Annotated in this window: 11 protein-coding genes, 1 tRNA gene and 1 riboswitch; of the genes, 9 read left to right on the forward strand and 3 right to left on the reverse strand. The window is 69.5% G+C overall.

Annotated elements, in window-relative coordinates:
• Positions 1-96 precede the first annotated feature (96 nt).
• Positions 97-268: riboswitch (cyclic di-AMP (ydaO/yuaA leader) on the forward strand.
• 2 nt (positions 269-270) lie between these two features.
• The 5 genes from ACFYMC_RS18315 (at position 271) to ACFYMC_RS18335 (ending at position 4832) form a co-directional block, all read left to right on the forward strand.
• On the forward strand, positions 271-1011 hold the full coding sequence (locus ACFYMC_RS18315; protein ID WP_388525953.1) for a transglycosylase family protein: 741 nt from the start codon (positions 271-273) through the stop codon (positions 1009-1011).
• 275 nt (positions 1012-1286) lie between these two features.
• Positions 1287-2573 (forward strand): phosphopyruvate hydratase, encoded by a 1287-nt coding sequence (gene eno / locus ACFYMC_RS18320; protein ID WP_388525956.1) that lies wholly within the window; start codon positions 1287-1289, stop codon positions 2571-2573.
• Positions 2574-2715: 142 nt separating this feature from the next.
• On the forward strand, positions 2716-3189 hold the full coding sequence (locus ACFYMC_RS18325) for a septum formation initiator family protein (RefSeq protein ID WP_388525959.1): 474 nt from the start codon (positions 2716-2718) through the stop codon (positions 3187-3189).
• 144 nt (positions 3190-3333) lie between these two features.
• On the forward strand, positions 3334-3882 hold the full coding sequence (locus ACFYMC_RS18330; protein WP_388525962.1) for a DUF501 domain-containing protein: 549 nt from the start codon (positions 3334-3336) through the stop codon (positions 3880-3882).
• The gene (locus ACFYMC_RS18335) at positions 3879-4832 is read left to right on the forward strand and encodes an exopolyphosphatase (protein WP_388525965.1); all 954 of its coding nucleotides are present in this window, start codon (positions 3879-3881) and stop codon (positions 4830-4832) included. Before ACFYMC_RS18330 ends, ACFYMC_RS18335 begins: the two co-directional genes overlap by 4 nt.
• A 55-nt stretch (positions 4833-4887) precedes the next feature.
• Here the strand turns inward: ACFYMC_RS18335 and ACFYMC_RS18340 are convergent, their stop codons facing one another.
• Entirely contained in the window at positions 4888-5148 is a 261-nt protein-coding gene (locus ACFYMC_RS18340) for a type II toxin-antitoxin system RelE/ParE family toxin (RefSeq protein WP_388525968.1), read from the reverse strand.
• Between the two features lie 364 nt (positions 5149-5512).
• On the opposite strand from ACFYMC_RS18340, the gene ACFYMC_RS18345 reads away from it, so the two are divergent.
• Together ACFYMC_RS18345 and ACFYMC_RS18350 are read left to right on the forward strand one after the other, a co-directional pair.
• A complete protein-coding gene (locus ACFYMC_RS18345) occupies positions 5513-6901 on the forward strand; it encodes an NAD(P)/FAD-dependent oxidoreductase (RefSeq protein ID WP_388525970.1) in 1389 nt (462 codons plus the stop codon).
• 176 nt (positions 6902-7077) lie between these two features.
• Positions 7078-8397 carry a class I SAM-dependent methyltransferase gene (locus ACFYMC_RS18350; RefSeq protein ID WP_388525973.1) on the forward strand — a complete coding sequence of 440 codons (1320 nt, stop codon included), beginning with the start codon at positions 7078-7080 and terminating at the stop codon, positions 8395-8397.
• Positions 8398-8495: 98 nt separating this feature from the next.
• Here the strand turns inward: ACFYMC_RS18350 and ACFYMC_RS18355 are convergent, their stop codons facing one another.
• Together ACFYMC_RS18355 and ACFYMC_RS18360 are read right to left on the reverse strand one after the other, a co-directional pair.
• Positions 8496-11030, reverse strand: coding sequence for an ABC transporter permease (locus ACFYMC_RS18355; protein ID WP_388525976.1), 2535 nt, complete (start codon positions 11028-11030; stop codon positions 8496-8498).
• 98 nt (positions 11031-11128) lie between these two features.
• A complete protein-coding gene (locus ACFYMC_RS18360; protein ID WP_388525979.1) occupies positions 11129-11899 on the reverse strand; it encodes an ABC transporter ATP-binding protein in 771 nt (256 codons plus the stop codon).
• A 364-nt stretch (positions 11900-12263) separates the two neighbouring features.
• Between ACFYMC_RS18360 and ACFYMC_RS18365 the strand changes: the two genes are divergently transcribed.
• Positions 12264-12346: transfer RNA gene (locus tag ACFYMC_RS18365), tRNA-Leu, on the forward strand.
• 124 nt (positions 12347-12470) lie between these two features.
• Complete coding sequence (locus tag ACFYMC_RS18370) at positions 12471-13334, forward strand: Bax inhibitor-1/YccA family protein (protein WP_388525982.1); 864 nt, start codon at positions 12471-12473, stop codon at positions 13332-13334.
• The last annotated feature ends 110 nt before the right edge of the window (positions 13335-13444 follow it).

The raw sequence follows: 13444 nt of genomic DNA on the forward strand, positions 1-13444 counted from the left end.
AGATCGGTAGTGGCTGTGTCTACGGTCTGAACCGCTCGCCACCGCGGGCTCCTTCGACCGCACGCCGAGTCCTGCCGGCGGACGGGGGAACAGTCGTCGCGTCAAGCGCCGAAGGCAGGAGCGGGGGACCCAAGGTTTCCGCCGGGACCGACCACTGAAAGGTGGTCAGGGACCGGCTAGGGGTGAAGCCGAGCGCTAGGACGCTCGGCCGGGCAACTCATTGGCCCGAACCCGACAGCTCACCTCGTAGGCGTCGGTGAGGAGACCTCCATGCAGCTTTCGGGCAAGGGCAAGCATCGCCGTCCGTCCAAGGCCACCCGTATCGTCACCCTCGCCGGCGTCACCGGCGCGGCCGTCGCCGCCCCGCTGATGGCCGTCGGTAGCGCGAACGCCGCCACCGCATCCGAGTGGGACCGCGTCGCGCAGTGCGAGTCCGGTGGCAACTGGTCCATCAACACGGGCAACGGCTACTACGGCGGCCTGCAGTTCTCGCCGTCCACCTGGGCCGCCTACGGGGGCACCGCCTACGCCTCCAGCGCGCACCTGGCGAGCAAGTCCCAGCAGATAGCCATCGCCGAGAAGGTCCTCGCCGGCCAGGGCAAGGGCGCCTGGCCGTCCTGCGGTGTCGGCCTGTCGAACTCCGCATACAAGGGCTCCTCCGCCTCCAAGCCCGCCGCCACCCCGAAGAAGGCCGCTCCGAAGGCCACGGTCAAGAAGAGCACCACGGTCAAGAAGAGCACCACGGTCAAGAAGAGCACCACCGTCAAGAAGAGCGCTCCGGTGCGCAGCGAGCAGGCGCCGACCAGCCGTTCGCAGACCCGCCCGCAGGCCACGGCGCAGGGCTTCAAGAAGGGCGACGGCTCCTACGAGGTGAAGTCGGGCGACACCCTGGGCACCATCGCCGAGGCGAAGGGCGTCAAGGGGGGCTGGCAGAAGCTGTTCGAGCTGAACAAGGACGTCATCAGTGACGCCGACCTGATCTACCCGGGTCAGATGCTGCACCTGAGCTAGGGGTTGGCCGGCCGCGGCCGTCAGTCCGCCGCGGCCCCGCCTCCTCCCGCCCGGCACGTACGGCTGTCCCCGCGTGCCGGGCGGAGCTCTGTCTCGACCTCGGCACCCTTCTGCGGCCGTCTTCTTTGCCCTCTGAAGGAGGCCTTTGACCCCTTTTTCTGTCCAGGGGTCGGGCAGTCGGGCGGTCGAGCTCCCGGAGGCGGTTAGGCTCTAGGCGGCAGGCCACCGCAAGGCCATCACGCCACCGCACATCCAGCGTCACATCCCAGAAGGAGATGCTCGTGCCGTCCATCGACGTCGTCGTAGCCCGGGAAATCCTGGACTCCCGAGGCAACCCCACGGTCGAGGTCGAGGTGGGCCTCGACGACGGCAGCACCGGCCGTGCTGCCGTGCCGTCCGGCGCCTCCACCGGTGCTTTCGAGGCCATCGAGCTCCGCGACGGGGACCCGAACCGCTACCTCGGCAAGGGTGTCGAGAAGGCCGTCCTCGCCGTCATCGAGCAGATCGGCCCGGAGCTCGTCGGCTACGACGCCACCGAGCAGCGTCTGATCGACCAGGCCATGTTCGACCTGGACGCCACCGACAACAAGGGCTCGCTTGGCGCCAACGCCATCCTCGGTGTTTCGCTGGCTGTCGCCCACGCCGCGTCCGAGGCCTCGGACCTCCCGCTCTTCCGCTACCTCGGTGGCCCGAACGCGCACCTGCTGCCCGTTCCGATGATGAACATCCTCAACGGTGGGTCGCACGCCGACTCCAACGTGGACATCCAGGAGTTCATGATCGCGCCGATCGGCGCCGAGTCCTTCTCCGAGGCGCTGCGCTGGGGTACCGAGGTCTACCACACCCTCAAGGCCGTCCTGAAGCGTAAGGGCCTGTCCACCGGCCTTGGCGACGAGGGTGGATTCGCCCCGAACCTGGAGTCCAACCGCGCCGCCCTGGACCTCATTCTTGAGGCCATCAAGGAGGCCGGCTACGCCCCGGGCAAGGACATCGCGCTCGCCCTCGACTGTGCCGCCTCCGAGTTCTACAAGGAAGGCAAGTACGAGTTCGAGGGCCAGTCCCGTTCGGCCGCCGAGATGACCGAGTACTACGAGGAGCTCGTCTCCGCGTACCCGCTGGTCTCCATCGAGGACCCGCTGTTCGAGGACGACTGGGCCGGCTGGAAGGTCATCACTGACAAGCTCGGCACCAGGGTGCAGCTCGTCGGCGACGACCTCTTCGTCACCAACCCCGAGCGCCTGGCCCGCGGCATCGAGGAGGGCTCCGCCAACGCCCTGCTCGTCAAGGTGAACCAGATCGGCTCGCTGACCGAGACCCTCGACGCGGTCGAGCTCGCCCAGCGCAACGGCTTCAAGTGCATGATGTCCCACCGCTCCGGCGAGACCGAGGACGTCACCATCGCTGACCTGGCCGTCGCCACCAACTGCGGCCAGATCAAGACCGGTGCGCCGGCCCGTTCGGAGCGCGTGGCCAAGTACAACCAGCTGCTGCGCATCGAGGAGATCCTCGACGACGCCGCGGTGTACGCGGGTCGCTCGGCCTTCCCGCGCTTCAAGGGCTAATCACCGCTTTCGGGGTTGCAGCCTCCGTACGTCCCCGCATCCGGTCCCGTACCGTGTGCGGGGACGTCCCTTTGCTCCTGAGGTCCTCCGGCGGAGCGAAGGCGCAGGGGCTTCGAGTGTGCTCACCAGGGAGGCGGGACGCATGGCCGGGAACCGGGACCGTTTCTCCACCGCGACCAGGCTGAAGCAGCTCGGCGAACGGACCGCGGCACACGTCTACCGTTCGCAGTCCCGCCGTCAGGTCCGCAGGAGTCGGTTGACCGGACGGGCGGCCCTGCTCGCCCTGGTCCTGTGCACGCTGGTCGTCGCCCTGGCCTACCCCATGCGCCAGTACGTATCGCAGCGCTCCGACATCGCGGAGCAGCAGCGGGAAGCGGACCAGGCGCGCCGGCGGCTCTCCGAACTGCGGGACGAGAAAGCCCGTTGGCAGGACCCGGCGTACGTGGAGCGACAGGCGCGCGAACACCTCCACTACCTGCGGCCCGGTGAGACCGGCTACACGGTGGTCGACCCGGACGCCGAGCGGCGGCGGCGGGACGGCAACGGTGCCGGCGACCGCCCCTGGTACTCCAACGTCTGGGACGGTGTGGACAAGGCCGACCGCCCCGAGGACTGACCTCCGCCATCGACCGTCGGCCGTCCGCCGTTGGACCCGCCCCGCACCCGGGCCGCGGGTGGAAGACCCCGACCGCGGTGCTCCACCCCCTGCGCATGACGCGCACGACACCATCAGACCGAGCGAAGAGACTTCATTTCAGGCATGGATACGCCCCCGCCCCAGACCGCCCGTACCGAGCCCACGGACGCCGACGTCGCCGCGTTCAAAGAGCAGTTGGGCCGCCCGCCGCGTGGTTTGCGCGCCATCGCGCACCGCTGCCCCTGTGGCCAGCCGGACGTGGTCGAGACGGCCCCGCGGCTGCCGGACGGCACGCCGTTCCCCACGCTCTACTACTTGACCTGTCCCAGGGCGGCCGGCGCCATCGGAACCCTTGAGGGGTCCGGGGTGATGAAGGAGATGCAGGACCGGCTGGGCACCGATCCGGAGCTGGCCGCCGCCTACCGTGCGGCCCACGAGGACTACATCCGGCGCCGGGACGAGATCGAGGTGCTCCAGGGCTTCCCGAGCGCCGGTGGAATGCCGGACCGGGTGAAGTGCCTGCACGTGCTGGTGGGCCATTCGCTCGCGGCGGGCCCCGGCGTGAACCCGTTTGGTGACGAGGCCCTGGCGTTGCTGCCCGAGTGGTGGGCCAAGGGGCCGTGCGTCTCCCCCTGCGCGGAAGCGGACGACGAGGCGGGAGAGGGCGCATGAGCCGGGTGGCGGCCGTTGACTGCGGTACGAACTCCATCCGCCTGCTGGTCGCGGACGTCGACCCGGTCACGGGCGAGCTCAACGAGTTGGACCGGCGGATGACGATCGTCCGGCTCGGTCAGGGAGTGGACCAGACGGGCCGACTCGCCCCCGAGGCGTTGCAGCGGACGTTCGCGGCCTGCCGGGAGTACGCGGCGGTGATCAAGGACCTCGGCGCGGAGCGAGTGCGCTTCGTGGCCACCTCGGCCACCCGGGACGCCGAGAACCGCGAGGAGTTCGCCGCGGGCGTGCTGGAGATCCTCGGCACCCCGCCGCGGGTGATCTCCGGTGACCTGGAGGCGGAGTACTCCTTCACGGGTGCCACCAAGGAACTCACCGGCCGCACCGACCTGGCCACTCCCTATCTGGTGGTGGACATCGGTGGAGGTTCCACGGAGTTCGTCGTGGGGGCGGACCGAGTGCTGGCCGCCCGTTCCGTGGACGTCGGCTGTGTCCGGATGACGGAGCGCCACCTCGTGCACGGGGGCGTGGTCACCGACCCGCCCACCGCGGAGCAGATCGCGGCGATACGGGGCGACGTGGAGGCCGCGTTGGACCGGGCCGCCGAGGTGGTGCCGTTCTCGCAGGCGAGCACCTTGGTGGGGCTGGCCGGTTCGGTGACCACGGTCGCGGCCATTGCGCTGGGCCTTGAGGCTTACGATTCGGCGGCCATCCATCACGCGCGGATCCCCTATGAGCGGGTCCGGGAAGTCACGGAGCTGCTGCTGCGGTCCGATCACGAGGAGCGGGCGGCGATCCCCGTCCTGCATCCGGGCCGGGTCGATGTGATCGCCGCCGGGGCTGTGGTCCTGCTGGCGGTGATGGACCGGATAGGGGCGCGTGAGGTCGTCGTCAGCGAGCACGACATCCTCGACGGGATCGCTTGGCACGCCGCACTCGACGAAGAGTGACCCCCTGGCTGGCTGTGAGGCGGCCCGGAGTCCCAGGGCTCCTGGCCGCCTGCTCTCAGATGCCGCGGAAGATTTCGCGCCGGTCGCCGATCTCGACGACGAGGATGATGAGCTCGCCGTCTTCGACCTGGTGGGCGACCCGGTGGCTGCCGACCCGGGGACGATGGAGACCACAGGGGCCGATGGGGTTCTCGGCCGCCTCGCGGTGCGGGGTGTCGGCGAGTGCGGTCAGCGCCGCCGGGATGGGCGTGGCTTCGGTCCGGCTGAAGGCCCGGAGCTGCTGCTGCGCCGCGCCTGTTCTGCGTCGTGCACCCACGTCGGGTCGGCCGCTTCCCCTGGGGCCTCGAACCAAGTTCGTGAAGTTCTTCACAAGGAAAACCCGCCACCGGGGGCCAGGTAGGCCCCGAACGGGGTAATCGGAGGGCCCAACGGTCCCTTTCGAGGTGCCTAAGGATGTGAACCCGCCCTCCCCCGAACGCCGCTGCGGGGGTGTCGCCTGAGCCGTCCAGGGGGTCTGGAGGCCAGTTCAGCAGGGGTCTACAACGTCCACGCGATCACCTTGGTTCCCCAGGTGGACCATGACATGGGTCACGTGGGCGGCGCAGTGTAGCAGAGGGGTGTCCGTACCTTGTGAAGGGGCTCACGAGCACCCTGCCATCGGGTACTGGATACTCGATGGCATGAGCACCACGGAGCGTCCCAGGATCCTCGTAGTAGGCGGTGGGTACGTAGGCCTGTACGCAGCCAGGCGCATCCTCAAGAAGATGCGCTACGGCGAGGCGACCGTCACGGTCGTCGACCCGCGCTCGTACATGACCTATCAGCCCTTCCTGCCTGAAGCCGCCGCAGGCAACATCTCGCCGCGCCACGTCGTCGTCCCGCTGCGACGCGTGCTGCCCAAGGCCGAGGTCCTGACCGGACGGGTCACCAGCATCGACCAGGACCGCAAGGTCGCCCTGGTCACGCCGCTCGTGGGTGAGGCCTACGAGCTGCCCTTCGACTACCTCGTCGTCGCGCTCGGCGCCGTTTCCCGGACCTTTCCGATCCCCGGCCTCGCCGAGCAGGGCATCGGCATGAAGGGCGTGGAGGAGGCCATCGGCCTTCGCAACCACGTCCTGGAACAGCTCGACAAGGCCGACTCCACCACCGACGAGGACGTCCGCCGCAAGGCGCTCACCTTCGTCTTCGTGGGCGGCGGGTTCGCCGGTGCCGAGACCATCGGCGAGGTCGAGGACATGGCCCGGGACGCGGCCAAGTACTACACCAGCGTCAAGCGCGAGGACATGCGCTTCATCCTGGTCGACGCCGCCGACAAGATCCTCCCCGAAGTGGGCCCGCAGCTGGGCAAGTGGGGCAAGGAGCACCTTGAGGGCCGCGGTATCGAGATCTACCTCGGCACCTCCATGGACTCCTGCGTGGACGGCCACGTGGTGCTCAAGAACGGCCTTGAGGTCGACTCCAACACGATCGTCTGGACCGCCGGCGTCAAGCCGAACCCGGTGCTGGCCCGTTACGGCCTGCCGCTCGGCCCCCGCGGCCACGTGGACACCGCCCCGACCCTCCAGGTCCAGGGAACCGACTACATCTGGGCCGGCGGCGACAACGCCCAGGTCCCGGACCTCGCCGCCCGCAAGGCCGGTGTGGAGAACGCCTGGTGCCCGCCCAACGCCCAGCACGCACTGCGTCAGGCCAAGGTCCTCGGCGACAACGTCATCTCGGGCATGCGGGGCTTCCCGCAGAGCGAGTACAGCCACGCCAACAAGGGTGCGGTCGCCGGTCTCGGCCTGCACAAGGGCGTCGCGATGATCGTCTTCGGCAAGATGAAGATCAAGCTGAAGGGGCGACTGGCCTGGTACATGCACCGTGGCTACCACGGCATGGCCGTCCCCACCTGGAACCGCAAGATCCGAGTGCTGGCCGACTGGACCCTGGCGATGTTCCTCAAGCGTGAGGTCGTCTCGCTCGGAGCCATGGAGACCCCGCGCGAGGAGTTCTACGAGGCCGCCAAGCCCGCCCCGGCCCCCGCGGCAGCGACCGCCGGCGTGCCGGAGAAGGCCTCGGCCTCCTGAGGCTCCCCGCGAGCAAAGCGTCGTACGACCCGAAGGGGCCGCCCGCCATCCGTGGTGCGGGCGGCCCCTTCGGCGCGTACCCCGAACGCACGTCACGCACGTAGCGGTGCACACACGGCTCCGGGTGTTAACTGGGCGTACTGGTTCTGGAACCCACCCTCGTGGAGGTGTGCACCATGACCGACGCCGCTCCGCGGCTGACCGCCCTCGCCACGGATCTGCTCGGCACCCCGCTGCCCGTACGGATCCGAGCCTGGGACGGCAGCGAGTCGGGCCCGCCGGGCGCTCCGGTGCTGGTCGTCCGGCATCGCCGCGCGCTGCGCCGACTCCTGTGGAAACCCGGCGAACTCGGCCTCGCCCGCGCCTGGGTGGCCGCAGACATCGACCTCGAAGGCGACCTGTACGAGACCCTGGAGCTCCTCGCGGGCCTGCCGTGGGACCGCGGGAGCGCCGGCGAGCGCTCACTGGCCGCAGCACTGCTCTCAGCCGAGTACCGCTCGGCGGGGCGGGACTTACTCGCCCTGGCCGGGCCCGTGCCCCCGCCCTTGCCACCTCCCGAGGAGGTCCGGGCGCGGCGCGGCGTACTCCACACCAAAGCGCGTGACCGGCGCGCGGTCAGCCACCACTACGACGTGGGAAACGAGTTCTACGAACGGGTGCTGGGCCCCTCCATGGTGTACTCCTGCGCGTACTGGAAGCCGGGCGGCACCCTGGAGGAAGCCCAGCGCGACAAGCTGGACCTGGTCTGCCGCAAACTCGCGCTGACCGAGGGGGACCGGCTGCTGGACGTGGGGTGCGGCTGGGGTTCGATGGCCCTGCACGCGGCCCGTGACTTCGGTGCACGGGTCACCGGGATCACCCTCTCCCGGGAACAGGCCCTCTACGCCCGCAAGCGGGTGGCGGAGGAAGGCCTGGCCGACCGGATCGAGATCCGGGTACAGGACTACCGTGACGTCATCGACGGCCCGTACGAAGCGGTCTCGTCGATCGGTATGGCCGAGCACGTGGGCGCGGCACGCTACCGGGAGTACGCGCGGGACCTCTTCCGGCTGCTGCGGCCCGGGGGGCGTCTGCTGAACCACCAGATCGCCCGCCGGCCGGAACAGGACGAGAGCACCTACCGGATGCACGAGTTCATCGACGCCTACGTCTTCCCCGACGGGGAGCTCTCGGCGCTGGGCACCACCGTCGGCGAGTTGGAACGGGCCGGTTTCGAGGTCCGGGACGTCGAAGCGCTCCGTGAGCACTACGCGTTGACCCTGCGGGCCTGGGTGCGGCGGCTGGAGGAGCACTGGGACGAAGCGGTCCGACTGACCTCGCCCGGGCGGGCCCGGGTCTGGCGACTCTACATGGCGGCCTCGGCGCTGGCCTTCGAACACCAACGCCTCGGCGTCAACCAGGTGCTTGCGCTCCGGCCGGGCAACGGCGGCTCGCCGCCCCGCCCGGGGCTGCCACTGCGGACCCGGGAGTGGAAGGCGGATGCCGGGACGCGGTGAAGAGGTGCCGCTCCGGACACGGCCGAGGGCCCTCTGACGCTGGATCGCGTCAGGGGGCCCTCGGGTGGTGCGTGCGACTTCCTCGCCGCGGGTAGCGCCTACTCGGTCTTGATGGCCGTCAGCATGTTCAGCCGGGCCGCGCTGCGGGCCGGCCACATGGCCGCCAGGATGCCGACGACTGCGGCCAGCCCCAGGAAGACGCCGATCCGGTCGAAGGGGATGACCAGCTCGTAGTTCGGGATGGAGCCCCTGATGGTCTGCCCGATCGCCCAGGCGAGGAAGGTGCCCAGCGCGATGCCGATCACGGCGCCGAAGAGGGAGATGACCACGGCCTCCAGCCGGATCATGTTCTTGACCCGACCGCGGTCCAGGCCGATGGCCCGCAGCATGCCGATCTCCTGCTGACGTTCGAAGACGGACATGGCCAGCGTGTTGACGACTCCGAGCACCGCGATGATCAGGGCCATGCCCAGCAGGCCGTACATGATGTTGAGCATCAGGTTGATGACACCGCCGTAGGTGTTGCGGATGTCGGTGCGGTCGGCGACGTCGATCGCCGGGTTGTTGCCGAGTGCGTCGACCAGCTTCTGCTGGTTGGCGGCGGACTCGCCGCCTTCCATCTTCACGAAGACCTGACGGATCTCGGGGCGCTCGTTGTGCGGGGCGAGCACCGACTCGGGGACGACGAGCGAGGAGAGGAACTCGTTGCCCCGGAAGACGGCCCCTACGGTCAGATCGGCCTTCTCGCCGTCGGTGAACTCCGCCTGGAAGGTCTTGCCGACGGTCAGGTGCTGCTCCTTGGCGGTGTCATCCGAGACCGCCACCTTGCCCTGGGACAGCGAGGCGGTCGAGCCGCTCGTCACATCCATCGCGATGACCTGGTCGATGGCACCGGGGGTTACCCCGGACGCGGAGCGGAAGTTCCCGCCGATCTTGACGTAGTCGGACTGGATGGCTGAGACCGCCGTGACACCCGGCGTCCGGGCCACCGCCGGCGCCACCGACTTGTCGAGGCTGTCGCCGCTGGCCATGGCCAGCATGTAGTCGGCCTTGATGTTGTCCGTGGTCATCCGGTCCACGGCCTGACCGACCGTCACGCCGAGCACCGTCAGGCCGGTGACCAGGGTGAGGCCGATGGCCAGCGAGGCGGCGGTGACGCCGGTACGACGCGGGTTGCGCACCGCGTTCTGCGCGGAGAGCTTGCCGGCGACTCCGAACACGCGGGTGAGCAGCGGGCGGACCAGGGCGATGACCGGCCGCGACAGCATCGGGATCAGCACGATCACGCCGAGCAGGGCGAAGAAGGCGCCGGCGCCGATCAGCATCCGGCCGTCCGAGCCGATGACGGCGCCGGCCAGGACCCCGCCGAGGCCGAGCAGGGTGAGCACGGCGCCGATGCTGTTGCGCAGTACCAGTGACTTCGCGGTCGCAGGAGCGTGGGCGGCGCCCATCGCGGCGACCGGAGAGATCTTCGCGGTGCGGCGGGCCGGCAACCAGGCGGCCAGCATCGTCACGAGGACGCCGATCACGATCGCGGTGACGATCGTCGTCGGGGCGATCACGAGCGGCCCGGCCGGGATCTTCGCGCCGAGCGAGCCCATCAGGGAACGCAGGCCGACCGCGAGACCGATTCCCGCGAGCAGACCGATCGCCGAGGAGATCACGCCGACGACCATGGCTTCCAGCAGTACCGAACGCTTGACCTGGCGGCGGGACGCTCCGACGGCGCGCAGTAGCGCCAGCTCCTTGGTGCGCTGCGCCACCAGCATGGTGAAGGTGTTGTAGATGAGGAAGATGCCGACGAAGAGTGCGATCGCGGCGAAGGCGAGGAGCATCTGGTTCATCGTGCCCATGCCCTCCTCGATCATCTTGGCCTGTTCGGCGGCGAGTTCCGCGCCGGTCTGCGCCCTGGCGTTGTCGCCGATGAGGGGCTCGACGGCGGAGAGGATGCGGTCGGCCTCGGCGCCCGGGGCGGCAATGGACAGCTCGGAGTAGAAGCCGGGCTGGAGATAGAGCTTCTGCGCCACCGGGGTGTCGAACAGGACCAGGCTGCCGCCGGCGTTGACCTGCCCGTCCTCGGTGGTGAAGACGCCGGTCAGGGTGTACTCCCGCACCGGGCCGTTGGTGGCCACGCGCACCTTGTCGCCGGGCTGGTAGTCGCCCTTGGCAGCGGTCTCCTTGTCGAGGGCGATCTGATCGTCCTTCACGGGGCCGGTGCCTTCGGTGAAGGTGTAGCGCGGGTCCTTGCCGCCCTCGACGGGGGCGAAGTTGGCACCACGGTTTGCCCAGCCGGTGCCGATCAGCTTGCCCTTGGTGTCGGCGACGCCGGCGAAGCCGTCGACCCGTCCGGAGACGGAGGTGACGCCGTCGATCTTCGCGACCTTGTCGAGGGTCCGCTGGCTCAAGCCCGGGTCGGCCTTCTTGCCCTCTTCCGCCGGGCCGGCGCCGAAGCTGGTGACGGAGACGGCGACGCCTTCGTAGCTCTTGGCGGACTGGCTGCTGAGTGCCTTGCCGAGGGTGTCGGTGAAGACCAGGGTGCCGGAGACGAAGGCGACGCCGAGGAGGACGGCGAGGACCGTCATCAGGAGCCTGGCCTTGTGCGCGAGTACGTTGCGCAGGGCGGTACGGAACATGGTGGAGAGTCCAGGGGTCGTGGTGGTCGGCTGGGGCGCCGCCGGGTTCCCGGGCGGGTGGCCGGGTACCGCGCGGGTGGGGCTCGGGTGGCGCTACCTCAGCTGGTGCGGCCCTTGGCGTCGAAGGCCTTCATGCGGTCCAGCACGCCGTCGGCGGTGGGCCGGAGCATTTCGTCGACGATGGCGCCGTCGGCGAGGAAGATGACGCGGTCCGCGTAGGACGCGGCGACCGGGTCGTGGGTGACCATGACCACGGTCTGTCCGAGCTCGCGCACGGAGTTGCGCAGGAAGCCCAGAACCTCGGCGCCGGAGCGGGAGTCCAGGTTTCCGGTCGGTTCGTCACCGAAGATGATCTCGGGGCGGGAGGCGAGCGCGCGGGCGACGGCGACGCGCTGCTGCTGGCCGCCGGAGAGCTGGGTGGGGCGGTGTCCAAGGCGCCCGGAGAGTCCGACCATCTCGATGACGGTGTCGAGCCACTGCTGGTCCGGCTTGCGGCCGGCGATGTCCATCGGGAGGGTGATGTTCTCCAGGGCGGTCAAGGTGGGCAGCAGGTTGAAGGCCTGGAAGATGAAGCCGATCTTGTCCCGGCGCAGCTGGGTGAGCTGCTTGTCCTTCAAGGAGCCGAGCTCGGTGTCACCGATGCGCACCGAGCCGCTGCTGAAGGTGTCCAGGCCCGCGACGCAGTGCATGAGCGTGGACTTGCCGGAGCCGGAAGGGCCCATGATCGCCGTGAACTGACCGCGGCCGAAGTCCACCGACACCTGGTCGAGGGCGACCACCTGGGTCTCGCCCTCTCCGTACACCTTGGACAACTGCGTGGCGCGGGCCGCCACGGAGGTGGCGTGGGGGGCGAGGTTTACGGTGGTCACGGTGGGCTCCTGACGGGACAAGACGGTGGGACGATCTCCATCCTCGTCGGCTTCCGGGCCCGGCGGATCAGCCGCCGAGCCCGTTCCTGTCCCCACTGGAGTCTGACGGCGCGCCCTGGCTCTCCTCCTTTGGTATGACGACGTCCCTGAGGAGGGCGATGGCCCGTGAGAGTGGCGGTGCGTCGAAATCCCGTCAATCACCGTGCGTGGTGTGGTGGGGGGCGCAGGGTTCCGACCGTGCCATCTCGGCTCTGACGCTCCCTCAGGCCTCAATAAAATAAGACAACATCGGGATCAGGCGCGTCAGCCAGTGGTCCCCACCGGGCTAGGCTCGGCCTGCGCTCGCTCAGACCGGCGCTGCTTAGCCCGGATGGTGGAATGCAGACACGGCGAGCTTAAACCTCGCTGCCCCTCGGGGGCGTACCGGTTCAAATCCGGTTCCGGGCACCCCGTGCGACACCTGCCACCGCGGCCTCCCCCTGGAAGATCCTCCTCCGGCACGAGGGTCTTTCTTTTGCTAAGCCATTACTCTGGTGTCCAAGGCCGCGCACGGTGGCCATGGAGGAGTGAGATGAGGAGCAGTAACCCGGTCTTCTCGCGACGGGGGTTCAGCCGCGACAACGGCGGCTACGCGGGCTTTGACGCGCAGCAGCAGGTGCAGGCCGGGACCGCGACCAACCCGTACGCGACCAACCCTTACGCGCAGGATGTCCAGACGGGCCAGCCGCAGGCTCCCGCCCGCGGCAACGTGATGACGATCGACGACGTCGTGAGCCGTACGGCCATGACGCTCGGCACCGTCGTCCTGACGGCCGTGCTGGCCTGGGTCCTGCTGCCGGTCGACCCGGCGAACATCGGCAAGTCGTACGGCATCGGTATCGGTGCGGCGCTCGTCGCGATGGTGTTGGCGCTGGTCCAGTCCTTCAAGCGCAAGCCGTCGCCGGCGCTGATCCTCGGGTACGCCGCCTTCGAGGGCGTCTTCCTCGGGGTCATCAGCTCGGCCACCACCGAGCAGTTCGCCAACGGCACCGGCATCGTCATCCAGGCCGTCCTCGGCACCATGTGCGTCTTCGCCGGCGTGCTGTTCGCGTACAAGATGCGCTGGATCCGCGTCACCCGCCGCTTCTACGGCTTCGTGATGGCCGCGGCCGTGGGCTTCATGCTGCTGATGGTGGCCAACCTGCTGTTCTCCGTCTTCGGCGGCGGCGACGGCCTCGGCTTCCGCAGCGGCGGTCTGGGCATCCTCTTCGGCGTCATCGGCATCATCCTCGGTGCCTGCTTCCTGGCCCTCGACTTCAAGCAGGTCGAGGACGGGGTGGCCTACGGCGCTCCGCGTGAGGAGTCCTGGTTGGCGGCCTTCGGCCTCACCCTGACCCTGGTGTGGATCTACCTGGAGATGCTGCGCCTCTTCCAGATCCTCAGTGGCGACGACTAGGACGCACCGCTGTGAACGCGAGGGGCGCCCCGCCGGGGGGCGGGGGGGGGGGGGGGGCGGGGGGGGGGGGGGGGGGGGGGGCCGGGCGGGGCCCGGCCTGGGGGGCGCGC

Source organism: Streptomyces sp. NPDC006879, from assembly GCF_042869595.1.
Classification (GTDB): Bacteria; Actinomycetota; Actinomycetes; order Streptomycetales; family Streptomycetaceae; genus Streptomyces.

Excerpts from the sequence above, each read along its gene's own strand:
- ACFYMC_RS18315 (WP_388525953.1), top strand. The coding sequence starts at position 271 with ATGCAGCTTTCGGGCAAGGGCAAGCATCGCCGTCCGTCCAAGGCCACC.
- eno (WP_388525956.1), top strand. The coding sequence starts at position 1,287 with ATGCTCGTGCCGTCCATCGACGTCGTCGTAGCCCGGGAAATCCTGGAC.
- ACFYMC_RS18325 (WP_388525959.1), top strand. The coding sequence starts at position 2,716 with ATGGCCGGGAACCGGGACCGTTTCTCCACCGCGACCAGGCTGAAGCAG.
- ACFYMC_RS18330 (WP_388525962.1), top strand. The coding sequence starts at position 3,334 with ATGGATACGCCCCCGCCCCAGACCGCCCGTACCGAGCCCACGGACGCC.
- ACFYMC_RS18335 (WP_388525965.1), top strand. The coding sequence starts at position 3,879 with ATGAGCCGGGTGGCGGCCGTTGACTGCGGTACGAACTCCATCCGCCTG.
- ACFYMC_RS18345 (WP_388525970.1), top strand. The coding sequence starts at position 5,513 with ATGAGCACCACGGAGCGTCCCAGGATCCTCGTAGTAGGCGGTGGGTAC.
- ACFYMC_RS18350 (WP_388525973.1), top strand. The coding sequence starts at position 7,078 with ATGACCGACGCCGCTCCGCGGCTGACCGCCCTCGCCACGGATCTGCTC.
- ACFYMC_RS18355 (WP_388525976.1), bottom strand. The coding sequence starts at position 11,030 with ATGTTCCGTACCGCCCTGCGCAACGTACTCGCGCACAAGGCCAGGCTC.
- ACFYMC_RS18370 (WP_388525982.1), top strand. The coding sequence starts at position 12,471 with ATGAGGAGCAGTAACCCGGTCTTCTCGCGACGGGGGTTCAGCCGCGAC.